General features: G+C 63.5%; 14 protein-coding genes and 1 pseudogene. All 15 read right to left on the minus strand.

Annotated features, from left to right (window positions below; all coding sequences use genetic code 11):
• Positions 1-3 precede the first annotated feature (3 nt).
• The 15 genes and pseudogenes from RE429_RS22540 to RE429_RS22610 all read right to left on the minus strand — a co-directional run bounded on the left by RE429_RS22540 (position 4) and on the right by RE429_RS22610 (position 24,469).
• The gene (locus RE429_RS22540) at positions 4-1,287 is read right to left on the minus strand and encodes a M20/M25/M40 family metallo-hydrolase (RefSeq protein WP_414475562.1); all 1,284 of its coding nucleotides are present in this window, start codon (positions 1,285-1,287) and stop codon (positions 4-6) included.
• A gap of 1,131 nt (positions 1,288-2,418) precedes the next feature.
• On the minus strand, positions 2,419-7,854 hold the full coding sequence (locus tag RE429_RS22545) for an autotransporter-associated beta strand repeat-containing protein (protein WP_414475563.1): 5,436 nt from the start codon (positions 7,852-7,854) through the stop codon (positions 2,419-2,421).
• Between the two features lie 461 nt (positions 7,855-8,315).
• Positions 8,316-10,613, minus strand: coding sequence for an FdhF/YdeP family oxidoreductase (locus tag RE429_RS22550; RefSeq protein ID WP_414475564.1), 2,298 nt, complete (start codon positions 10,611-10,613; stop codon positions 8,316-8,318).
• A 421-nt stretch (positions 10,614-11,034) separates the two neighbouring features.
• Positions 11,035-11,974 (minus strand): annotated as a pseudogene (locus tag RE429_RS22555) (electron transfer flavoprotein subunit alpha/FixB family protein).
• Between the two features lie 12 nt (positions 11,975-11,986).
• Entirely contained in the window at positions 11,987-12,736 is a 750-nt protein-coding gene (locus RE429_RS22560; protein WP_414472101.1) for an electron transfer flavoprotein subunit beta/FixA family protein, read from the minus strand.
• 207 nt (positions 12,737-12,943) lie between these two features.
• Positions 12,944-15,274, minus strand: a complete 2,331-nt coding sequence (locus RE429_RS22565) for a 3-hydroxyacyl-CoA dehydrogenase NAD-binding domain-containing protein (RefSeq protein WP_414475565.1) — start codon at positions 15,272-15,274, stop codon at positions 12,944-12,946.
• Positions 15,275-15,430: 156 nt separating this feature from the next.
• Positions 15,431-17,083 (minus strand): GMC family oxidoreductase, encoded by a 1,653-nt coding sequence (locus tag RE429_RS22570; RefSeq protein ID WP_414475566.1) that lies wholly within the window; start codon positions 17,081-17,083, stop codon positions 15,431-15,433.
• 21 nt (positions 17,084-17,104) lie between these two features.
• Positions 17,105-17,722 (minus strand): ABC transporter ATP-binding protein, encoded by a 618-nt coding sequence (locus RE429_RS22575; protein ID WP_414475567.1) that lies wholly within the window; start codon positions 17,720-17,722, stop codon positions 17,105-17,107.
• 73 nt (positions 17,723-17,795) lie between these two features.
• On the minus strand, positions 17,796-18,572 hold the full coding sequence (locus tag RE429_RS22580) for an ABC transporter ATP-binding protein (RefSeq protein WP_414475568.1): 777 nt from the start codon (positions 18,570-18,572) through the stop codon (positions 17,796-17,798).
• Entirely contained in the window at positions 18,569-19,591 is a 1,023-nt protein-coding gene (locus RE429_RS22585; protein ID WP_414475570.1) for a branched-chain amino acid ABC transporter permease, read from the minus strand. The genes RE429_RS22580 and RE429_RS22585 overlap by 4 nt, the downstream gene beginning before the upstream one ends.
• On the minus strand, positions 19,588-20,469 hold the full coding sequence (locus RE429_RS22590; protein ID WP_414475571.1) for a branched-chain amino acid ABC transporter permease: 882 nt from the start codon (positions 20,467-20,469) through the stop codon (positions 19,588-19,590). Before RE429_RS22590 ends, RE429_RS22585 begins: the two co-directional genes overlap by 4 nt.
• The gene (locus tag RE429_RS22595; RefSeq protein ID WP_414475573.1) at positions 20,456-21,289 is read right to left on the minus strand and encodes a hypothetical protein; all 834 of its coding nucleotides are present in this window, start codon (positions 21,287-21,289) and stop codon (positions 20,456-20,458) included. Before RE429_RS22595 ends, RE429_RS22590 begins: the two co-directional genes overlap by 14 nt.
• 7 nt (positions 21,290-21,296) lie before the next feature.
• Positions 21,297-22,091, minus strand: coding sequence for an enoyl-CoA hydratase/isomerase family protein (locus RE429_RS22600; protein WP_414475575.1), 795 nt, complete (start codon positions 22,089-22,091; stop codon positions 21,297-21,299).
• Positions 22,088-23,245: an acyl-CoA dehydrogenase family protein gene (locus RE429_RS22605; protein ID WP_414475577.1), complete on the minus strand. Its 1,158-nt coding sequence runs from the start codon at positions 23,243-23,245 to the stop codon at positions 22,088-22,090. Before RE429_RS22605 ends, RE429_RS22600 begins: the two co-directional genes overlap by 4 nt.
• Before the next feature lie 78 nt (positions 23,246-23,323).
• Positions 23,324-24,469 (minus strand): acyl-CoA dehydrogenase family protein, encoded by a 1,146-nt coding sequence (locus RE429_RS22610; protein WP_414475579.1) that lies wholly within the window; start codon positions 24,467-24,469, stop codon positions 23,324-23,326.
• Positions 24,470-24,642: the final 173 nt, after the last annotated feature.

Consider the following 24,642-nt stretch of genomic DNA (forward strand, 5'->3'; position numbering starts at 1 on the left):
CGTCTACACACCCGCGAACTGGCGCAGAATGCTGGCCACATGCTTCGTGGTCAGGAACTGATCCTCAATGGCGATGTTCTCGTTCGGTGCGTGAGCCCGGCTGTTCGCGTGCCCGACTCCCAACGCGACGATCGGCATTTCCGGCACGTATTTGAACACGTAACGCGGTCCGGTTCCCGGTGAGCTCGGCATGAGCACGATCGGCCGCCCGTAGACCTCCGCGCCGGTTCGGCTCACCAACTGCACGAAGGGATGGTCGACCGCAGTCCGGTAAGGCCAAGCCCCCGCCTTCTTGCTGACGATCTCCACATCGCCGTAGCCGTTCTTCTGCAACTGGAGAGCGATCTTCGCCGCGATGTCGTCCGGGTCCTGGTCACCGACCAGGCGGCACTCGATCCGGGCAAACGCTTCAGAAGGAATGACGGTTTTGTGCCCAGGCCCCGTATAACCACCGCTGATGCCTTGGATATTGAATGACGGTGTGTAGTAGAGAGCGCGATTGACCGAGAGATTGTCATTGCCCGACATCAGCTCCGTCAGGCCGAGCTTGCGCGCCTGAGCCTCTCCATTGGCGGGCGTGTTGCGACACAGCTCCTCATCGGCCGGGGAGAGAGGTGGAACGCCGTCGTAGAAGCCGTCGACGAGAATAGCACCGTCGGAACTCCGCAGACTCGCGAGCGCCCAGATCAGACGCCAGATCGCGTTGGGATAGATATTGGCTTTTCCCGAGTGCGAATCCGTATTCGCCGTCCGAACCCGCAACTCGAACGAGTGCATTCCCTTGTTCCCGAGGGCGACACTCGGATTGCCGGCATCATCGCGACGGGCATTTTCCCAAATACACGCGTCCGCCGCAAGAAGGTCCTGATAGCGCTGAACTGTTCCTGGAAGGCTGGTGGAACCGGATTCTTCTTCCCCCTCGAAGAGGAATTTCACCGTTACGGGAAGGCTGCCTCTCTCCTTGAGCACGGATTCAACGGCGTGGATCCGTGACATCAAGGAGCCCTTGTTGTCGTCGGAGCCCCGGGCGAAAAGGTAGCCGTCCCTGATCGCCGGTTCGAACGGATCGCTGCTCCAGGCTTCGTAGGGCTCGGGCGGCTGCACATCGTAATGGTTGTAGAACAGGATGCTGCGAGGACTGTCTCCCTTGATCTCGCCATAGACGATGGGAAAGCCGGAGCTTTCGAGCAGCCGCGTTTCCGCCCCCAGGGATTGAAGCCGCCGGACCAGCCAATCTGCGGCGGCCTGCATCGGCTCCATGTCGCCTCGCGCCGAAACGGTCGGCATCCTCAGGAAGTCGATAAGCTCTTCGAGGTAGGCTTCCCGTATCTCTGCTCGATCAAGATAATCGCCGGTCCGCGTGCCGTTTTTCGACCCGCTCTCCAATGAGCGCAAAGACTCTGACATAAGTTCCCCGCTTGTCATGATTACATTGAGCAAATCGGAGCAATCGCAAAGAGCATGGTTCCACCGTCCGGACAGCACCCGACACCGATCATCGCCAAGATGACCGTGCCGAGATCGTCGACGCGTCAGGTATAACCATGACCACTCCAGATTCTCCTGATCACGGGCTCAGTGGAACCCGGAGCCATGGATGGGGTCAAACCTTTTGTGATGAGCTGAATTGATGCGGAAAACGCAATAGACCCGAAGCGCCTGACTCGGGCGCAGTGAAGGCATTCCCCTGGATGGAAGGATGGACAGCGCAGGACAGGTCCGGAACGGACGCTGCCGAGAATGGATGAGAGGAGGTGGGGGCTGGTGGAAGACCGCTGCATTTGCGCGGCCGGCGCCCTGCGATGCGGTCACGCGGTATGCGCATCATCCGGCGACGAATGCCGCATAATTTGATGGCCGTCACAACGGCTTTGCCGTCGGTCCGGATCCGGGGTTTCGGAGTGCGACGTTCAGCTCGACAAGAACATCATAGACCGAGCGGGGATCGCATGAGGCATGCTGTGCGGCGCAGTGGTCGAAGAGTCTGATGTATTCGTCGCACCGAGGCGGCCTCGATGACCGCTCGGCTTCCGTGCATTTCGAATAGGCCTGCCGGATTGCGGCGGAGATGTCGGACGGGCGATGGAGTTCCTGCACGTCGGCGAGTTTTTGGTGCGCGAGGATAAGGGAGGCTGGTCCCGCTATAATGGCGAGCGCTATGAAGCCGGGATGGATCTTTCGCATTGGCTTATCTCGCGTTTCCATGGTTAACGCGACGTTAATCGAGCCGTTTTGAGGTGAAGGACCCAAACCCATAATGCCCGGCAGCAATTGGCAACATCGAATTGATCCCAAAAGTGGAATTCCTTTTGCGTACCATGCTCCAAGTGCAGATGCCGCTATGAAGAGCCCCTCACGCGGGACCTCGGCTGCCAGCCTCAGTTCCATGCGACGGTTATTCGCTCCGGCAACGCTCCGTCAAAAGCGCCAGTTGAAGGTGCCTTTAAGGGCATGGTCCTGCGCCCTTCGGCCGATCTGGCCGGCATAGGACACGCCCAGCGTCATGGCCGGGGTGATCTGCCAGTCGAGGCCAGCCTCGGCCACCAGGGCATCCCGATCGACCGGGATGCCTGCGACGGTGAACGCGGAGGCGCTGTCCGCAAAGGCCAGCAGGGCTGACGGGTTCACGTTCCCGAAGGCGTGCCGCCATCCCGCCAAGCCGTGAAGGGTGAGTGGGAGATCGGTGCCGAGCCGCGTCTCCGCGCGGATCCCGAGTGTCGTGGTGCCGAGGTCGTAGGTGCGGTCATAGCCGAACAGCGCTGCGGGACCGCCGTCCTCGCGGAAGCCGTCCAGGTGCAGGCGCATCACCGAGGCCCCGAGGAACGGCTCGACCTTCGCCTGGCCGAGATCGAACCCGTAGCCGACCTCGCCGAACGCCGCCAGGGTCGAACCGGTGTAGGAGGCACTCGCCCGGTCGCCGAACCCCGGGAAGGCAATGGTACGGTTCACGTCCACGTCGTTGCGGCCATAGAGCACGCCGAGGCGGACATTGATCGCATCCCACTTGGCAGCCCCGTAGACGGATCCGAATACGGTCTCGTTGGTGCCCGACGACAGGCGCTTGTCGATGTCGAAGGACGTGCTCATGAAGCCGCCGGCGATGCCGAGGCGGTAGCTCTCATCGATCTTCGTCTCGGCCCCGAGAATGAAACCTCCGGTGGAGGCGTCCATGCCAGCGGCGTTGCCATTGGAGCGCACCTGCCCCCACGAGCCGAAGCCCTCACCCCAGAAGGTGATCCGATGCGGGTCGAGGGTCGGGTCGGCCACGTTCGCCGGAGCGGTCTCTGCCTCGTTGCGCAGATGGCTCAGGATGCTGTCCTGCACCCGCTGGACGTCCGCCACTGCGATTGTTGCGGTCGAAGCATGGGCCTCACCCGAAAGGGCGTCGAAGGCCTGGCGGGCGCCGCCGGCACTGGCGCCGATCACGGTGTCGAACAGGCGGTGGCCTTCACCGAGTGCCTCGACCGCATCGGCCACGCGGTACTGGTTGGCCGAGACGGCGACCGAGTGGAAGGCGACAGGATGAGGCGCCCCCGGATCGGTCGGGTCGGTCTTGCGCGTCAGGAGCAGCCGCACATCGGTGGCGCCATAGCTGAGCGTGGGATCGAGATAGGCGAAGTTCGCGGCCACGCCCGCGAAGGCGCCCCTGACGCCGCCGGCGGCCGTCAGGATCGTGTAAGAGGTACCGGGGGCATGGCGGCCGCTCGCCGCCCGGACTTCGACCGTGCCGCCGGTCAGGGTGGCCATACCGCTGGCGGTGATGCGATCGCTCGCGCCCGCGGCGTCGACCTCCGCCTGGTACACGGATCCCGCACCGAATGCGACGTCGCCCTCGACCGTCAGTGTGCCGATCGAGTTGCCCGGCGCCACGGTGCCGCCGCGCTGGGCCGCAAGCCCGCCGACCGTGCCAATACCGGACAGCATCGCGCTCGCCCCCACGGTCACATGAGACTGCCCGAGCGAGCCGTTCACGGCGAGGTTGCCCTCACGCACGAAAGTGTCGCCCGTCAGTCCGCTCGTGCCCGTCAGGTCGAGGCGCCCGAGACCCCGCTTAACCAGGGTGCCGCTGCCATCGATCGCCGGAGTGAACATGGAATCGGTTCCTTGATCGATGACCAGTGCGGACCGGTTGTCGATGGGGCCGCTCCCGAGACTGTCCGCCTGGGCCACCAGCGTGCCCTGGGCGATGATCGTCGTGCCCGTGAAGGTGCTCGGCCCCCGCAGCGTCAGCGTGCCGAGGCCGTCTTTGACGAAGGTGGCCGTTCCGGTCAGCCCGGCCTGCACCGTCATGGCGTGGCCGTTGGTGTCGATGGTGCCCGAGCCGTGATCGAGCACCAGTGTCCGCCCCGCCGCGAGATCGAAGGATGCGCCCAGCACCAAGGTGCCGTCGTTGAAGGCGAGGTCGCCCGTCGGCGCGCCGAGATTGGCGTCGGCCGCGGCCTTGAGCCCCCCGCTGATGACGGTGCCGCCGCTATAGGTGTTGGTGCCGGACAGCGTAAGGGTGCCGGGGCCGGTCTTGCGCAGCTCGCCGCTCCCCGAGATGACGGCGGCGAGCACACCATCCATCGGCTGATCGACGTGCAGGATCCCGTGGTTCTCGATGTCGCCCGAGCCGAAACTCGCGGCCGTGCCGACGAGGGTGCCGGCCTCGATGCGGGTACCGCCGGCATAGGTGTTGACGTCGGCCAGAACCAGCGTGCCGGCGCCACTCTTGGCGAGCCGGCCCGGACCGGTGAGCGGCAGCAGGAGGCTCGCCGTCAGGCCGGGATTGATGAACACGCCGGCCTCGCTGCCCGCCAGCGCGAGCTCCCCGCCCGCACCGGCGGTGAGGCGATAGCCGTCGCTCTCGAAGCGCAGATTGGCGAAGCTCTGCCGGCCCGTGACCGTGACCGTGCCCGCCGGGCCACCGAAAATCGCGGTGTTGCCGCCCCATGGGGTCGCCAGGCTGCTGCCCGGCTGGGTCCAGTCGGCCCCGGTGGACCAGGTGCCGGCGCCGCCGCGCCAGGTCTGGTCGCCGGCGACCGCCGAGACGACGAGATCGACGGCCCCGGCACCGGCCGCGAGTGAGAAGCTGCCGGGCTGGAAGCCGGCCGGCACGGCTGCCAGCGCCATGCCGTGATCGGTCAGCCCCCCGCCGTAGTCGAACAGCCGGAAGCTGCCATAGGATAGGGCCGAGGCCGGGTTGATCCGCAACGCGCCGGCCAGGGTCAGGTCGCCGGCGACCTGAAAGGCGGGCGTGCTCGCGTCGGCCAGGATCGCGTCGGTCAGGGCCCCCGCCCCGAGCTGCAGCGCGCCCATGCGCAGGAGGTCGCCGCCGCCCGCCAGTGTGCCGCCGTCAGCGACGGTCACGGTCCCCTGGATCTGGCCGCTGCCGGACAGGGTCGCGCCCGCCGCGACGCGCGCATCGTGGGTCACCGTACCGTCGACCTGAAGCGTGCCGGCCTCGATCAGGGTCTCGCCCGCATAGGTGTTCAGGCCCCCGAGCGTGAGGGTGCCGGCACCGCGTTTGGTCAGGCCCCCGCTGCCGTCGATGGTGCCGCGATACGTGCCGACGCCCCGTTCATCGACGATGAGCGTGTTGGCGCCGAGCCGAATGGCGTTGCCCGTCCCGGTCCCACTCAGGCCGGCCACGATCCGATCGCCGGACGCGCCCGCAATGTCGAAGACGCCGCCCGCCAGCGTCAGCCCGGAGGCGGCGATCGATCCCGCGCCGGCCAGCGCCAGGGTGCCGTCCGCGACGGTGGTGTCTCCGGTATAAGTGTTCACCGTGTCGAGCGTCAGCGTGCCGGCGCGCCGCTTGATGAGCGCGCCGGAGCCGGAGATCGGCCCGCCCGTAAACGTCGCGTCGGCGCCCGCATCCTGCCAGATCTCGAGCGTGCCATTGTTGACGATGGCGCCGCTGCCCAGGCCGGCGGCATGGGTAACGATCGTGCCGGCCTGCAGGCTGGTGCCGCCGCTATACGAGTTGACCTGGTGCAGCGCGAGCGTGCCGCCGCCGGTCTTCTCGAGGTGGCCCTCTCCGATGAGGGGGCCGCCTGCGAACACCTCGTCGCCGGTTCCCGTGAGCGTGAGCAGGGTGTTGCGGCCCAGGCTCACGGCGCCGGTGCCGAGGCCGAACGCATGGGTGAGGATGACACCCTGTTCGAGGCTGGTGCCGCCCGAATAATCGTTGCTGCCGGTGAGCGTGAGGGTGCCGGCGCCTCGCTTGATCAGCTGCCCGCCGTCACCCGTGACGGTACCCTCGAAGGCATTGATCCCCGCCAAGTCGAGGGCGAGGGCGCGCCCGCCGAGTCGCAGCGTCGCGGTCGGACCTCCGGTCAGGCCCTTGAGCGTGGAGGTGCCGGCGGCCGCGGAAACGTCGAAGGCCGTGCCGGCGTCCAGCTGCAGCGCCGATCCGCTGATCGATCCGGTCCCTCCCAGCGCCAGCGTGCCGGTCAGGACCGTGATGGCGCCGCTGTAAGGGTTCGCCCGGCTGAGGGTGAGCGTGCCGGCGCCGCCCTTGAGGAAGCGCCCTGCGCCCTGAAGCGGCCCGGCCGTGAACGTTGCATCCGTGCCGGCGTCGACGCGCAGATAGCTGCTGGAGCCGATCGTCACCCCGCCGCTCCCGAGACCCGCCGCATGGGTGTGGATCGCCCCCAGCCCCGTAATCACCGTCCCGCCCGTATACAGGTTCACACCGTTCAGGGTGAGAGCCCCCGTGCCTTCCTTACGAAGCGCACCCGAGCCGCTGATCGCCGGATCGAAATTCCACCCGGTGTTCTGAAAAGTCAGGATGCCGTTGTTGGTGACCTGACCGGAGCCGAGATTGGCGTTAGCCGTCGCGACGAGCGTTCCCGCCTCGATAACGGTACCGCCCGAATACGCGTTGTAGCCGCTGAGGGTCAGGGTGCCGGAGCCTTGCTTGACCAGCTTATCGGTTCCGCTGCCGGTTCCGGCGAGAGCAACCGGGATGCCGATATCATAGATGCCGGTATCGATGAAGGCGCCGCCATCGCCGATCACGACCGAACCGGAGGGAAAGCCGCTGAGGAACTGACCTTCAGACCCTCTCGCCCGAAGGATGCCGCCATCGATGAGCAGATTCGCCGTGCCGCTTCCCTTGGAGATTTTCTGCGCTTCCAAAACGCCGCGGCTTCCGGCGGTGCCCTTGATCGTGACTCTGCCCGACGCCCGGGCATCGCTGGCGATGGGCACCGAATCCGTGCGCACCCTTGCTCCGTCTTCGATGGAGAGCGTACCGGTCCCGATAGATCCAACCACTATGAAGTATCGGTTGATCCACTCCGAACCCAGCCCGCGAATCGTGACGTTGCCCTTCGACAAGATGGCATCAGCGATCCGGGCCGTATCGGTCGTCAGCTTGCCGCCTCCGAAGATCGACATGTCTCCTGAACCCTGGGCGAATGTCCCGAGATTGAGCCCTGTCGTCTGAACCGCGCCGAAATCATCGATGTTGAGGATGCCCTTCCCGGCACGGCCGACCGCAATGAAGACAGGGCCTTTCCATTGAGAGCCAGGGCCCGTGACGGTCACGGTGCCCGAACCGGAGAATTCCCTGCCGATTATGCCATCGGCTCTTTCCGTACCGCTGGTACGGTTCTCCACAACCCCGCCATTCTCGATCCGCAGGTTGCCGGCGCGCGTGCCCCCGACGACAAGCAGCCCGTCGATCAGCCATGGGGAGCCCACGGCTCCCGAGACCGTGACGTCGGTGACCTCGACCAGCTCGAAGGACTGCGCGCTGTCCAGGAGAAGGCTCACCGCAACGACTGATGTCGAGGCCAGCAACTGCGCTGAGTTTCTGCGGCGAGGGGTCAATGCTCTGACGCCGGAATGGCTGGTTCGATGACGCATGCTGCCCCTCTTCGCGCTTATTGAGGAGCCAATGCACTCCTTCCGATTTGACGAACCCCATAGCATAGGATTCCCAAGGGCGATTGCCTCAGCGTCTCACAAGGAATCGCTCAGCGTCTCAATCTGCATGACGTAAGATCAAAACGGGCGGGGCGTTGCGCTGATGCCACAGGTGATCGGCTCCACCTTTGCAGACACGAGCACGTGGGCGTCGAAGCTGGGCAGCGTCGCGCTTGGCCGTCCATTAAAAAAGCTACGGAACGGGGTCACGGACGCGAGAGAACCGAACGCAGAAATGGGAACCGGTTTTGCGTGGAAAGATGCTCGAGACCATAGACTTCCAGCGTCGAATTTTGTTCATGGCTGCGACCCCGCCCGGCTCCGGCTCGACCCGCATCAATGTTTATAACGCAAGCCGCCTGCGGAGCGCCGGGCCGCAACAGGTTCCTTCCGGCGCCTCTTCACGCATGTCCCTCATCATGACGGATGCGCACCGGCACGCCCTTGTAGGCAGGCGTCTTGGACAACTCGTCGTGATAGCCCACGGGGATCAGGGGATTGGCCTCGGGATAATAGGCCGCGACGCAAGCGTCCGGCAGGTCGTAGGGTACGACCTTCAGCCCCCGCACGACCCGCTCGGTGCCATCCTCCACCGCACATTCGAGCGTCACCCTCTGCCCCTCCGAGAGGCCCCGCCGTCCCATCTCCTCGGGGTTGATGAGGAGGATGTCGCGCGGCCCGGACAGCCCCCGCAAGCGGTCGGAAAAGCCATAGATCGTGGTGTTGAACTGGTCGTTCGAGCGCAGCGTGATCAGAGTGATCTCCTCGCCCTCGGGCGGCTTGCCCAGGGAAGTCAGCACCTCGGGTGCGGTGAACTGGGCCTTCCCGCTCTCCGTCTTCCACTCGCGCTCGCGCGCGGAGTTGCCCCGATAGAACCCGCCCGGCGTGAAGAGCCGTCCGTTGAAGTCGCCGAATTTGTCCGGGTAGGTGGCCTCGATCAGGTCGCGGATCTGCCCATAATCACCCGTCCACTCGTCCCATTTCACCTTGGGATTCGGCGGCAGCGTCGCCTTGGCGATCCCCGCCACGATGGCGACTTCGGACTTCAGATGCGGCGAGGCGGGACTGCGCTTGCCCAGCGAGCCGTGGATCATGCTCAGGCTGTCCTCCATCGTCACGGCCTGCGGCCCCGTCGCCTGCATGTCCTCCTCGGCGCGCACCAGGCAGGGCAGCAGCCAGCTGGCCCGCCCCGGCAGCAGATGCGAACGGTTGAGCTTGGTCGCGACGTACACGTTGAGGTCGAGACCGCGCCAGGCCTCCTCGGCGCGCTCCCGGTCGGGGATGGCGCGGGCAAGATTGCCGCCCAGAGAGATGAAGCCCCGCACGGAGCCATCGAGCAGCCCCTCGACCAGATTCACGGTGGAGCGCCCTTCCTCCTGCGGCGGCTCGAAACCGAAAAGCTCTTTGAGCTTGTCCATCGGCACGTTCTTGGGCTTCTCGCTGATCCCCACGGTGCGCTGGCCCTGCACGTTGGAATGCCCCCGCACGGGCGAGATGCCGGCCCCCTCCCGTCCGATGTTGCCGCGCAGCAGGAGCAGGTTCACGAGCATGGCGAGATTGAGCCACCCCCTGACGTGCTGGGTCAGTCCCATCCCGTAGATGCCGATCGTGTTCTTCGATGTGGCATAGATCTCGGCCACCTCGTCGAGCTCCTCGCGGCGCAGGCCGGATTCCCTTTCGATCTCCTCCCAGGACACCTCGCCGAGCCGCGTCGTGAGTTCTTCCAATCCTGTGGTGTTCGCCTCGATGAAGGCTCGGTCGAGAATCCCCCCTCCTCTTTCGGCGTCAAGCTCCAGCACGCGCTTGCACATCCCCGCGAGCGCCGCGATGTCGCCCCCGGGGCGGACCTGGAGGTAGATGTCGGAGATCCGGGTCGCGGGCTTCACCGTCATCTGGGCGGGGTTCTGGGGATCCGCGAACTCGACGAGGCCTCTCTCGCGGATCGGGTTGAAGGTGACGATCCTGCAGCCCCTCTCCTTCGCGGCCTTGAGCGTATGGAGGAAACGGGGCGAGTTGGTTCCGGTGTTCTGTCCGAAGAACAGGATCAGGTCGCAATGGTCGAAGTCCGACAGCACGCAGGTGCCCACTCCGATCCCGATCACCTTTTCAAGTCCCACGCTCGTGGTCTCGTGGCACATGTTGGAGCTGTCGGGCAGGTTGTTATGTCCGTAGAGCCGCGCGAACAGCGCGTAGAGATAAGCGGTCTCCAGGCTGGCCTTGCCGGACATGTAGAAGACGGTCGATTTCGGGTCGAGTTCTCTGAGCTTCGCCCCGATCCCCTCGAAAGCCTCGTCCCAGGTCGTCTCGACGTAGCGGTCCGAAGCGGTGTCGTAGCGCATCGGATGGGTGAGCCGTCCCGTCTCCTCCAACGCGTGATCCGACAGGCTGCGCAGCTCGGTCACGCTGTGGGCGGCGAAGAAGTCGGGCGTGCAGCGGTCGCGCGTGAGATCCCAGATCGTCGCCTTGGCGCCGTTCTCGCAGAACTCGAAGAGGTGGGGATGCGCAGGCTTGGTCCAGGCGCAGGAGGTGCACATGTGCCCGCCCGGCTTGTTCTGGCGCATCAGCGTGCGGAAGGCCCCGAAGGTCGGCTTCTGGTCGGCAAGGATGCGACCGACTCCCTTGAGTGAGCCCCAGCCGCCGGTGGCGTCCTCGTAATGGGGCGTGTCCGGACGCTGCACGGTTTCCTCGGGCTTGCTCATCGGGTCCCCCTACGACGGTTGTGCTCATGGACTGACGCGGCTCAGTTCGGAACAAGCCTGAACGCTGGAAGTTCCATCTCTGCGTCGGAACGACCGCCATCCGGTACCGAGTCCGACATCCCCGAGGATGGCGCCGATCAATGCACTTGACGATGGCGCTCCCCCGCCGTCTGACAGGCGCGGATGTGACATCTCCGGACGCGAGATCACGCAGTGGATCGCAGAGACACGGTCGACCATGACGATCGGCTCAGGACCAACCTCCTTGCGAAAGGCACGGGCTGGCAGTCAGCAAGCCCGGTTCCCGTTCGGGATGACCCACTCCCGAACGCACAAGGGAAATGCGTGCAGCGGTTTCGGCCCGAATATGCGCGCACGCGGGCAGCGGCATGCCGCATGTATCTCAGGTGCTACATGTCAGTCAGGCAGCGCCAAGAGCGTCCTTGAGTTCGGGCAGGATCGAGAAGAGGTCGCCGACGAGGCCGTAATCGGCGACCTGGAAGATCGGGGCTTCCTCGTCCTTGTTGATCGCCACGATGACCTTGGAATCCTTCATGCCGGCGAGATGCTGAATGGCCCCTGAAATCCCCACCGCGATGTAGAGATCGGGCGCCACCACCTTGCCGGTCTGGCCGACCTGCCAGTCGTTGGGCGCATAGCCGGCATCGACCGCCGCCCGCGAGGCCCCCATCGCCGCGCCGAGCCGGTCGGCGATCGGCTCGATGTAGGTCTTGAAGTTCTCGGCCGAGCCGAGCGAGCGCCCGCCCGAGATGATGATCTTGGCCGAAGTCAGCTCGGGCCGGTCGGTTTTGGCGATCTCCTCGCCCTTGAACGTCGACAGCTGCGGATCCTCAGCCGCGCTCACCGTCTCGATGGCGGCCGAACCGCCCTCTCCGGCCGCCGGGAACGCGGCGGTGCGCACCGTGAGCACCGGTCTTCGGGTCGCTCGTCTGCACGGTCTGGATCGCGTTGCCGGCATAGATCGGGCGCTCGAAGGTGTCGGGCGCCACCACCTTGGTGATGTCGGAGACCTGCATCACGTCGAGCAGCGCCGCGACCCGCGGCATGGTGTTCTTGCCGGTCGAGGTCGAGGCCGCCACCAGGGCGGCATAGGGGCCGGCCAGCGCCACGATCAGCGCCGCGAGCGGCTCGGCGAGCTGGTGCTCGTAAGCGGGAGCATCGGCCAAAAGCACCTTGTCGACGCCCGCAAGCCGGGACGCGGCTTCCGCCGCCGCGCGGGCGTTGGCGCCGGCGACCAGCACATGCACCGGCGCGCCGAGCGCCAGGGCGGCCGAGAGCGCCTTGTGGGTGGCATCTTTGAGCCGAGCGTTGTCGTGCTCGGCAATCAGCAACGTGGTCATTCCTGGTCTCCCTTAGAGCACGCCGGCTTCGGTCTTGAGCTTGGCGACGAGTTCGGCCACCGAGGCCACCTTGACGCCGGCCTTGCGGCCGCCGGGCTCGGCGGTCTTGAGCACCTTCAGGCGCGGCGCGACATCGACGCCGAGCGCCTCGGGCGTGGTCTCGGCGAGGGGCTTCTTCTTGGCCTTCATGATGTTGGGCAGGCTGGCATAGCGCGGCTCGTTGAGGCGCAGGTCCGTGGTCACGATCGCCGGCAGCTTCAAGCCCACCGTCTGCAGGCCGCCATCGACCTCGCGGGTCACGTCGACCGCGCCCTCGCTTAACGAGACCTTGAACGCGAAGGTGCCCTGCGGCCAGCCCAAGAGGGCGGCGAGCATCTGGCCGGTCTGGTTGGCATCGTCGTCGATGGCCTGCTTGCCCATGATCACCAGATCGGGCTGCTCCTGGGCGATCACGCCCTTGAGGATCTTGGCGACGGAAAGCGGCTCGACGGAAGCGTCGGTCTTGACCAGGAGGCCGCGGTCGGCCCCCATGGCGAGCGCCGTGCGGATGGTCTCACCGGCCTGCTGCGGGCCGATCGAGACGGCGACGATCTCGCTGGCCTTGCCCTGTTCCTTGAGGCGCACCGCCTCCTCGACCGCGATCTCGTCGAACGGGTTCATCGACATCTTCACGTTGGCGAGTTCCACCCCGGACCCGTCCGACTTCACCCGGATCTTCACGTTGTAATCAACCACCCGCTTCACACACACAAGAAGCTTCATTCTCATCATCCTTCTGCTTCGGATCGGGACACTACTCTCAGCCGGCGACGTCCGAACGACCGGGGACGTTATTCGGACCTTTGACCTGGCTCACCTCGTGTGTCGGGACGAACCTTCCATAGTGGCGCTAGACCCGCGCGACAGCGATCGGAACGATTAGAGCCAATCCCACCAACATGGAGCCAGCTCCATGGCGCAAAAAACGCTCTAGTTACGCAGCGGCTTTCCGGTCGAGAGGATATGAGCCATTCGATCCTGGGTTTCCGGCCGCTTCACCAGCGACATGACAGCCTGCCGTTCCAGCGCCATGACCTCTCGTTCGCCAAGACGGAGTGCAGGTCCTGCTCCACCTGTCAAAACCGTCGCCAGCGCCTCGCCGATCACCATGTCGTGGTCGGTCAGATAACCTGCCGCGTGCCGATCGCGGACACCGCTCAGAATTTCGGACTTAAGATCCGGACCGGCAAGCACAAGCGATGCAGGCTCCGGCGCTCGGTATCCTTCGTTCAAGAGAGCCAATGCAAGGGCCTTGGCGGCGCCGGTCACGTGGTCCCGGTGCATCACCATAGCGTCGCCCGGACGCAATAAGCCTTTTGCGGATGCATCGAGGGCCGATGTCGACGGCTGTGCCCCGAAGATGATGTCGAACGCGCGCTTCGCCGCTGCGCGCGGATCATGACAACCTATCCGCCGCTGCTCCCTGACGAGAAGCTGGGTACAGCCGCCCCACCCCGGCACCATACCGACCTTTGCTTCAGGGAGGCCGGCGTTCAGCTCCGCATGGGCCACCACCCTGTCGGCGTGCAGCATCAGTTCGCAGCCGCCGCCGAGCGTCAGACCATGGGCAGCCGCCACGACCGGGAAAGGAGCATACTTTAGGGCGAGAAATGCCTCTTGCCCGGCAACAAGGACGCTCTCCACCGCATCCCACTTTCGATCGCGCGCCAGTCCGGCGATGCAGGAGAGATCGGCGCCAGCGGAGAATGCGCGCGGCTCGTCATTCCCGATCACCAGTGCTTGGAAGAGAGCACCACCCGCCCGTATCGTTTCGGACAGAATCTCAAGAACCGCCGGTGAGATGCTGTTCATCTTCGTATGGATCTCGAAGCACGCGACGCCGTCGCCGAGATCCCACACCGAAGCGGCATCGTTGCCGAGAAGCGGCGCTCCCATGGCCTTTGCTCGTGCGAGCGGCGTGGGGTTGGCGGTCGAGCTCCGCGACATGCCATCCATGGAAAGCGCATTGCCGGCAGCGTCGAAGAACGCGGCGTCTTGAGCGAGCAGCTGGGGGACCTGCCTGCCGTGTTCGGACAGTGTCGCTGCGATCCTCTTCCGTCCGACCTCGTCTGCAAGCGCGAAAGGTCCCGTCTTCCACGCATAGCCCAGGGTCATCGCCACATCGATGGCTCCCACATCGGAGGCAACTTCGGCTCCGACCTGAGCTGCATAGGCGATGACGTTGGCCAATACGGATGCAGCATATCGGCCGAGGCGATCATCTCGCGAGACCAACGCCCGCGCTCTACCGGCGCCGACAGGAAAGGCGGAGGGGGAAACAGGCCGCTCCCTGCGATACTCCCCCGTGGCAAGATCCAGGACCTCGCGAGATTTGTCGGCGGCCAACCTGTAGAAGCCGGCTTTGGCCTTGCGCCCGAACAGGCCTCGCTCGATCATGGAGAGGATCAGCGGATCTCCGATCAGGTCAAAGCGATGGAAGTCGTCGTGGCGGTCCAGTGCCCGACCCAGGCTACCCCAGATGTGAGGCACGAGATCGACCCCAATCAGGTCGAGCAGTCCGAACACGCCCGTCTTGGGGATCCCGAGCGCCACCATGGCGGCATCCGCTTCCTCGATGGTCAGCCCGAGGCGCTTGGCCTCGAGAATTCCGACAGCGATCCAATAGCACCCGATCCGGTTGGCGATGAAGCCCGGCGTATCGCGGCAATCGACGACCGTTTTTCCGAGCAGGTTTTCGCAGGCGGCCTTTGCACGCAGAACCAGGTCCGGGGCGTTCTCGGGCGTGGCGACGATCTCGACGAGCCGCATCATGCGTGGCGGATTGAAGAAGTGCGTGATGAGAAAATCGGCCCTGAAGGTCGGCTCTGCATCCTCGAGGAGCGCTGCGCGCGGGATCGTCGAGGTATTGGACGATACGATGGATCCGGGTCTGCGAACCGCATCGATCTTTCGATAGAGTTCCCGCTTCACATCGAGACGCTCGACCACCGCCTCGATGATCCAGTCGGCCTCGGACAGGCGATCGAGGTGGTCCTCCACATTTCCGGCCCGGACAAGCCGGGCCGCATCCGGATGCATGAAGCCATTTGACTTCAATTGCCCGGCGACACCCGTTTCCGCAGGGCCGTTGCGCCGGCTGGCCTCCGAACCGGCAATGTCGAGAAGATCGACGACGACGCCCGCATTGGCGAACTGTGCTGCGATTCCAGCTCCCATGGAGCCCGCGCCGATCACCGCCACGCGGTCTATGCCGCTGGCGGCCGTTTGCTGAGCGTGGGGAAGACGGAATAATGTGTTCATGCGGCCTCCGCACAGAATTAGGTTACTGTCGTATCGACAGCCGATCCGCACTCCTGGCTCTCTGCGCGCCTGGGAGCGCCTCCATGCCCTGGCGGCTTGGTCAATCGCCTCGACGAGCAACGGATGGTATCGGTCAACCGGGCGCCGACACGTGTCTCAGGCACGTGCCAGCATGGGAGTGGAGGCACGCGCCTGATCTTCCAGGATCATGGCGGCCCCTTTCTCGGCGATCATCAAGGTCGGTGAGTTGGTGTTGCCGCTCGTAATCGTCGGCATGATGGATGCGTCGATCACGCGAAGTCCCGTGATTCCGCGGACACGCAGCCGGGCATCGGTGACAGCCATGGGATCGGTCTCGACGCCCATCTTGGCCGTACCGACCGGGTGGAAGATGGTGGTGCCGGTCTCGCGGGCGCCGTTCAGCAGTTCATCGTCCGTCGCTAAATGCGCACCGGGCTTGTACTCCTCCGGATGATATCGACGGAGAGCCGGCATGGAGACGATGCGTCGTACCAGTCGCAAAGCGTCGATGGCTACTCTCTGGTCATCCTCCGTCGAGAGATAGTTGGGACGGATGGAGGGAGGCTCCGCCGGTCGTGCGCTCCGGATCCTGACCGCGCCGCGGCTGGTGGGGCGGAGGTTGCAGACGCTCGCGGTGAAGGCCGGGAAGCGATGCGGTTCATCGCCGAACTTGTCCAGAGACAGCGGCTGGATGTGAAACTGGAGGTTCGGGGTGGCGTATTCACGCGACGAGCGGGCGAAGGCCCCGAGCTGAGAGGGCGCCATCGTCAGCGGACCCCGGCGGAACAGCGCATATTCGACGCCCATCTGCACTTTCTTGACGAAGGACCGGTAATCCTCGTTGAGCGTTCGCACGCCCTGAACCTTGTAGATCGGGCGCAGCTGCAGATGGTCCTGCAGGTTCTCCCCGACACCCGGCAAGTGCTGCACCACGTCGATGCCATGGTGTTGCAGGAAAGCGCCGTCACCGATTCCGGACAATTGCAGGAGTTGGGGCGAAGCAATCGCTCCCGCCGACAGGATCACCTCCCTGCGGGCCATGATGCGGCGCAAGGAACCGTTCTGCAGAATCTCAACCCCGATGGCGCGCTTGCCCTCGAACAGGATGCGTGTGGCATGAGTGTTCGTCTCGAGCCGCAGATTGCGGCGCGAGAGGGCGGGCTTCAGGAAGCCGCGGGCCGCAGACCAACGCCTCCCGTTCTTCTGATTGACGTGGAAATACGAGATACCCTCGTTGTCGCCCGTATTGAAATCGCTGACGCGGGGGATGCCAGCCTCGACAGCCGCTTCGATGAAGGTGTCGAGTAGATCCCATCGCATCCGTGGCTCCTCGACACGCCATTCGCCGCCGATGCCATGGTGCTCGCTCACCCCGAGACAATGATCGACATGCCGGCGGAAGACCGATTTCACGTCATCCCAGCCCCAGCCCGGGAGACCCATCTGCCGCCAATTCTCGTAATCCTCGCGCTGACCGCGCATGTAGATCATGGCATTGATCGCCGAAGAACCGCCCAGGACCTTCCCGCGCGGATAATTGAGAATGCGGCCGTTGAGCCCCGGCTCGGCCTCCGTCTTGAACATCCAATCGGCACGTGGATTGCCGATGGCGAAGAGATAGCCCACCGGAATGTGAAACCAGATCCAGTTATCCTTGCCTCCGGCCTCCAGGACGCAGACGGAGTTCCCGGGATCCCTAGAGAGGCGGTTGGCGAGCACGCAGCCTGCCGACCCGGCGCCGACGATGACGTAGTCGTAAATGCTGCTGTCCGTTGTTCCGTGTGTCACAATCCTACCACCTCAGTCGACTCACACCGCCAAGTAGCGTTGCTTGATATCCGCGTTCTCGTCGAGCGTAGCCCAGTCGCCTTCGAAGACGATCCGTCCGGTGTCGATCACATAGACCCGGTCCGTGCATTGCTTTGCGAACCACAGGTTCTGTTCGCTCAGGAGAAGACCGGCCTTGTTCTCCTTGCAAACGGCAACCACATCCTTTGCGAGCTGCTCGATGATGACGGGTGCGAGACCCTCTGTCGGCTCATCCAGCATCATCAGCTTCGGTCGTGCCGCGATGGCTCGTGCGATGGCCACCATCTGTTGCTGGCCCCCACTCAGCTGCCCGCCGAGCCTGTCCTTGAGCGGAACAAGCATCGGAAAGCGTTGAACCACCGACGCGGGGTCAAGTGCCTTCTCGCCAGCTGGAACGCCGTACTGCGACATGGCGATGTTTTCCAGGACCGTCACATGCGTGAAGATGCGTCGGTCTTCAGGCACCAGGGCCAAACCTGCACGGACGCGTTTGTAGCTTGGCATATTGCCGAGATCGGCGCCGTTCCACACAATCTTTCCGTCTGCTCGTGGTCCTGCATTCATGATGCTCTTGAAAAGTGTCGACTTTCCCGCACCGTTTCGACCGACGATGGCCACACGTCCGCCGTTCTCGACTGCGAGTGACACGTCGTGCAGAATCTGGCTGTCGCCGTAGAAGGCCGTCAATTTTTCAACCGTCAGCACCGTACATTTCCTTGCCTAGGTAAACCTCGCGGACGATCGGGTTGGCACGCACCTCGTCGATCGTCCCGATCGCGATCATCTCGCCTTGATTCATCACGAGGATACGGTTCGCGAGGCCGAAGATGACATCCATGTCATGCTCGGTCATGACGACCGTCATCGCGTTGGCGGCTCTCAGCCGAATAATCAATTCGGTCGTCGCGATGCGGTCCGATGGCGACATCCCCGCCGTCGGCTCGTCGAGCATCAGGATTCGCGGCTTACCCGCGAGTGCGATTCCAAGTTCAAGGCGCTTCTTATCGCCATGCGAAAGGAATTTCGCCTCCGTCGCCCTCTTGCCCCAGAGATCCAGGTCCTGCAGAAGAACTCCGGCCTCCTCTCGCACGCTGCTCCTCGGCCATGGTTTGTACCACGGAAGCGGGCTTTCAGCGCGGCTCCGAAGTCGCGCCTCGATGGCCACGACAATGTTTTCCTCGACGCTGAACTCAGGAAAGACCCGGGCGACCTGAAATGTCCGTCCCATACCGAGCGTGACGCGGTCATGCGCCGGTTTGGCGGTCACGTCATGGCCGGCATAGGTAATCTTTCCCCGCTCCGACAGCACTTCGCCCGTCATCACCCGGAAGAGTGTCGTCTTGCCGGCGCCGTTCGGGCCGATGATGGCAAAGGTCTCCTTTTCCTGTACCGTTAGGGAGATACCCTTGAGAACAGGCAGGCTGCCGTAGCTTTTATAGATATTATCTACGCTCAACAGGGTCGTCATGCTGCCTCCTGGGCGAGCTTGCCTTTCGATTCAGCCTGGCCTTCCGCTCCATTCTTGACCGGAGAGCCATGCCTCGACACTTGGCGTCTCAACTCACGCACGAGACCGACCACGCCGCTCGGGGCCGCCAGCACGATCACGAGAAGTATCGCCCCGATGACCAGTTCGGAGAGCCCGACGAGATTTCGGGTCGAATAGTTGATGATCGAGAACAGAACGGTGCCGACGACGGGCCCCCAGAACGATTGAGCGCCACCAAGGAGAGAGGCGAGCATGGGCTGGGTGGAATGAAGCCAATGCGCGGATTCCGGTGTCACGATTTGCGCCCAAGGAGCGTAGAGCGCGCCGGCCATTCCCGATGTTGCACCCGAGATCGTGAAAGCCGCGAGCCGGTAGGCCGGAACATTGATGCCCATGAACGCGGTCCGCTCGGCGTCCTGTCGGATGCTGACCAGGATTCGACCGAATGGTCCATGGGCAATGAGCCACAGGAAACCAGCTATGGCGGCGACAGCAATACACAGGAACCAGTAATAGGCCTCGCCCGAGGTCAAGTCGAAGCTCGTGAACCCGAGACCGAGGGTTGGGCGCGGAATCGACGCGAGCCCATCCTCGCGTCCGAGAGCAGTGCTGTAACCCACCAGGATACGCAGAACTTCGGCCAAGGCGAGTGTGAAGATCGCCAGATGAATTCCGGTGGTCCGCCGCAGCAGCACGGTTCCGGTGAGGACGGCCGCCACCGCGCCGGCTGCGCCTGCGGCGAGGATCAGGAGAAGGAACGGCGCCTCGAACCCCGCTCGGAGGGCATAGCCGCAGAGATAGGCACCGATGGCGAAGAATGCCGCATGCCCGAAGCTGGCGAGCCCGGTGAATCCGAAGAGCAGATTCCACGACAGGGCAAAAACCACTTCGACGAGAACCAGGCCCGCAATGAAGAGGATGCCCTGATCGGCCCATAGGGGGATGGTGAACATCACCGCAAGGCCTATGACGAGGAGCATGGCGTTGACGACTTTCATATGCGATGTCCTCCCAGGAGTCCTTGTGGCTTTGCGAGCAGGAACAGGATGACGAACACGTAAGTCGCCATGCCGGGCATGTTCGGGATGAGCAGCGAGCTCCCACTCTCGATGACGCCGAGCAGCACGGATGCCAGAAAGGCGCCCCGCACATTCCCGAGGCCGCCGATGATCACGGCCATGAACGCCAGCAGAAGGTAGCTTTCTCCGAGGATGGGAGAGAGCGTTTGGTTGGCGAGCAGGAGACCGCCGGCAAGCCCCGCCAGCATGAAGCTCGCGATCACCGTGCTTGTCAGCGCAAACGGTACGTTGATGCCGAGCAGACCGGACATCCAGCCGTCGTTCGCGACAGACTGGAGCAGCTTTCCGATCCACGTCCGGTGAATTGCGATATCGAGGGCAAGATAGACGACGAACCCAGCGACGATGACGAACAGCGAGTAGCTCGGAATAAAGAGAGGACCGGCCGAGACGGCTCCGTCGAGGAGCGGGGGCGGGTTGACCGATGCGTAGTTCACGCCCCAGATCAGTTTGACGACGCCCGAGCAGATGAGAACGACGGCGAACGTCGCAATCAGCATATAGGCCTCGTCCACGTTTCTCAGGCGGCGCAGAACGACCCGGTCCGCAATAAGACCAAGAGCCGCAACGACCACCCCTGCGACGAGTGCGGCGAGGATAAAGATCCACAAGGACGACGGATTGCTGCCTGTGATCGTGTAGGCCACATAGGCGCCGATCATGAAGAACGCGCCATGGGCGAAGTTGAGGATCTTCAGAATACCAAAGATCAATGTCAGACCGGCCGCAACGAGGAACACTGCCATTCCGGTTGAGAGGCCATTGATAACCGTAAAGAGAAGATCAATTGGCGCCATCGGAAGACACCTCCTTGAACTTGAGACCTCCAATATTGATCGAACGGCCGGCCGCGGCGAGACCTGCCTGTTTCGCAGCATCTATAGCCGACGGAAAATTGCCGCCTTCAATATAGATCGCATCGAGACGATCGCCTCGGCCTTCCCGGTCATGGACGAACCTGATCTCCGAACGCTCGAGCGGAATACGCCACGCATCCCCGACAGCGATCGGGTCGGTGCCGATCACCGCCGCCCATTGCCGCGCCGTTCGCGCGGGGTCCGAGCAGGCGAGTTCCGCACAGCGGATCGCCTTGTACCCGGGTTGGACCTTCTCGCGCCAATGTGCACCCGCCGGGTACCATTGGCCATCGAAGGGCGCGCCCTCCTTATGGCTGGACAATGAAAGAATCGACGCCCCAATATCGCGCGGGTCTAGCTGAAGCTCGTGATAAGTGGGATAATCGACCGTTCCGGCGAGCCTGACGCCGTTGACTTCAGCGCGTTCGAGGAAGGGATCCGGGTGTTCGACCTCGGCAATCACCATGTAGCCGCCTCCACCGCGGCGACTGAGATATCGGCTCGCCGGTGTGTCATGGCGTGTCGGACTGACCAGTTCCAGGAACGTATCGCCGATCGGAAGCTGTGCGCTGGCCAACCCGTGCTTGGAGAAAAAGGCGGCCGAATGCGCAGGAGGCTCCTCATAAGGAACACCGTATCGCGTGAGATCCGCCTTGCCATGGCAGACCTGAAGGCCAAAAACCGCGATTAACGTATCGATGATCGGCTCGAGCCGCTCAGTGAGAAGGCAAATCTGGCGAAGTCTGATGCGCTCGGCCATGGAATCCTCAGCGTCCTGTAAACTGCGGCTTGCGCTTTTCCCGAAAGGCGCGCACCGCTTCAGCATGATCCGCTGACTGGCTCGACAACGCCTCGTAAGTCATCAGCACGTCCATCTGGTCCTGGGCGAGCTTGCGAAGCCCCCGGTTGACCGCAATCTTGGTATATCGGATGGCCTGCGTCGCCCCACGCACCAGTCTCTCGGATATCTCACCGACCTTGGCGTCGAGCTGGTCCGCAGGGACGACATGGTTGATCAACCCCATCTGATGAGCTTCTGCTGCACTCAGCAACTGTCCGGTCAGCAGAAGCTCCTTGGCGCGCATGAAGCCGACGACGTAAGGCAGGATCACGGCCGCGCCATCGCCCGCCACGAGGCCGGCTCGAACATGCGTATCGCCGAAACGGGCCGTCTCGGATGCCACGATGATGTCGCAGCACAGGGCCAGTGTTGCGCCGAGACCGATTGCATCGCCGTTCATTCGGCAGATCATCGGCTTGGGCAACTCAAGCATCGAGAAGACGATCTGCTTGGCTTCCTCGATGATCCCGGTGAAGCGGCTCGGATCGTCGATCATGGACTGGAGCCAGGCAAGATCGCCGCCCGCCGAGAACGCTCGTCCGGTCCCGGTCAGAACGACGATATCCGACTCCGGATCATCTGCGACAAGGCGAAAGACATGCCTCAACTCCGTATGGAGTCTGGCATCCACGGCATTCAACGTATCGGGCCGCTGGAGTGTGATCGTGGCGACGCGGTCCTTGGTCGTGACGGACAGCCTCTCGAAATCCTGGTACTTCATGCGGCCCCCTGAATCTCGGACATCCGAGTCGTTTGCGTGTATCGGTTCATGTGCCAGCTCAGGTCGCCGTACGACTTGCCGATGACCCGAAGCCGCTTATAGAAGTGACCTATCGGATACTCTTCGGCCATGCCCATGCCGCCGTGAAGCTGAATGGCTTGGCTCCCCACAAATTCAGAAGCTTGATTGAACGTGATCATTGTCGCTGAAACGGCTGCGGCCCGTTGTTGCGGGTCCGCGTCGAGCATTGATAGGCCACGGTACAGCATGGAACGGGCATTCTCGACCTTGACGAACATGTCGGAAAGCCGATGCTGCAGCGACTGGAAGCTCGCCAACGCGCGGCCGAACTGTGTGCGCCCTTTGAGATAATCTGCCGTCATCTCAAGAGCTCCCTCCATAGCCCCGAGGGCTTCGGACGCCAGGATGATGCGCGCGTGATCGAGTGCCCGCTCCAGAACGTCGCTGGCCCGATCCGAGGGAATGAGAAGGGCTGAGCTTGGGAGGTGAACACTGGTGAGTTTCACGTCGGCTGCCCAACGTCCGTCGATCATGCGGTAACGCCTGATCTCCACGCCTTCTGCATCGATTGGAACAATATACAGAGCGAGGTTCCTGCTGCCGTCGGGGGAGGCCTCTATGGCGCTGACGATATACGCATCCGCATCGGCTCCGTCCTGAACGAGGATCTTCTGGCCGTTCAGCACGATTTCGCCGCTCCGGGAGACCTGTGCCGTCGTCGAGATCGTATCCATCCCGTAGCGGGAGGCGCTCTCTTCGAGCGCAAGCGCCAGCCGGCGCTTCCCTTCCATGATGGCCCCGAGGAGCTCGTCACGCCGGGACGTTGGCTCGCCTTGGCTGATCAACTCCGCTCCCAGGATCCCCGTGGACAGAAAGGGAGCCCCCACGAGACCTCGGCCAAGCTCTTCGGCAATGACGGCGGCATCTTCTGCGGACCCGCCCAGGCCTCCCGCTTGTTCAGGAACGATGAGGCAAAGCCAACCGAGCTCCGCGAACATGCTCCAGTGCGCTGCGGAGAACCGCGGGTCCGTGCGGAAGATTTCCTGTTGCTTGTTCAGATCGTGCTCTTCGGAGACGAAGCGTTTCACGCTATCGCGTAGGAGGTTTTGTTCATCTGTCAGTGAGAATTCCAAAGCCGCTTCCCTAGTTCGGTTGGTTTAAGGTGTCATTCGGTCAGGAAGATCTGCGCCGATCAAACGGCGGCAAACGGGCTAGCTCGAGAGACTGAAGACCTGCTTGGCGATGATCGTTCTCTGAATCTCGTTGGCTCCCGCGTAGATCGAAGCTGCCCGCAGAAAGAGCTGCCTGGCCGTGGAGCCGACAACGTAGTCTGGTGCATTCCCCGGAAGGCCGCCTACGCCGCTCTCTCTTTCGTCATAAAGGACGACTCCTTTCGGGCCGATGATGTCGGTCAGGAGCGTCGAGAGTCTTTGCTGAATTTCGCTTCCGAGAATCTTGAGACCCGACGCGATCGGCTGGCTCTTTGCGCCATGGCCGTTGAAGAGCTCCCGCAGAACGGACCATTCGAGGCCGTACAGGTCGATCTCGAGTTCCGCTATGCGCAGGCGGACCTCGGGGAGGTCGATGACGCGCTGCTCCCCTACCCTCTCCTGTGCCGCAATCTGCTTGAGCAACTCCAGGTCCCGCTTGGAGCGCGGGACCTGCGCATTCGACACGCGCTCATGGCTCAGGAGGAACTTCGCCTGCGTCCACCCATCACCGGCACGCCCGAGCACGGCGTCGGCCGGAATGCGAACATCCTCGAGGAAGACTTCATTGACGGAGTGCCCCTCGTCGATCGTGATGATAGGACGCACGGAGATGCCGGGTGTGTTCATATCGAACATGAACATCGACAGTCCGCCTTTTTGCGGCGGAACGGTCGAATCGGTGCGGGCCAGGCAGAACATTCGATCCGCGTAGTGGGCCTCCGTCGTCCAGATCTTCTGGCCATTGATCACCCATTCATTCCCGTCGCGAACGGCCGTCGTTTTGACGGATGCGAGGTCCGAGCCGGCCGCTGGCTCGGAGAAACCCTGGCACCAGAATGTCTCACCGCTGAGAATAGGCGGAAGAAGCGCGGACTTCTGCTCATCCGTGCCGAACGTGTAAATCAGAGGCCCGAGCAGCCGGAGCCCGAAATAGCTCAGAAAGGGGGCATCGGCTGCCGCGCATTCCTCTTCGAAAATGTAGATCTGCAGAGGCGTCCAGCCGGTGCCCCCGTACTCCTTTGGCCAATGGGGCGCGGCCCATCCCCTTTCGAAGAGAATGCGGTTCCAGGTCTGAAGATCTTCCTTTGTCGAGTGGAACCCCTGCCGCGTCCGCACCGCCATATCGGCGGGAACTGCAGCACGCACGAACTCCCTCACCATCATTCGAAAAGCATCGTCTTCTTTGGAAAATTTCAGATCCATTTCGCACCTGCCGCCGAGAAATACGCTGCGCCGCCGCTGGGCTCGGGCGGCCTTTCGTTTGCCGCTATCATTGGACGAGCAGTCTACGCATAGGTTTGCACAGCGTCAATTATTTT

Origin of the sequence: Microvirga sp. M2, assembly GCF_047497095.1 — a bacterium.
GTDB lineage: Bacteria > Pseudomonadota > Alphaproteobacteria > Rhizobiales > Beijerinckiaceae > Microvirga.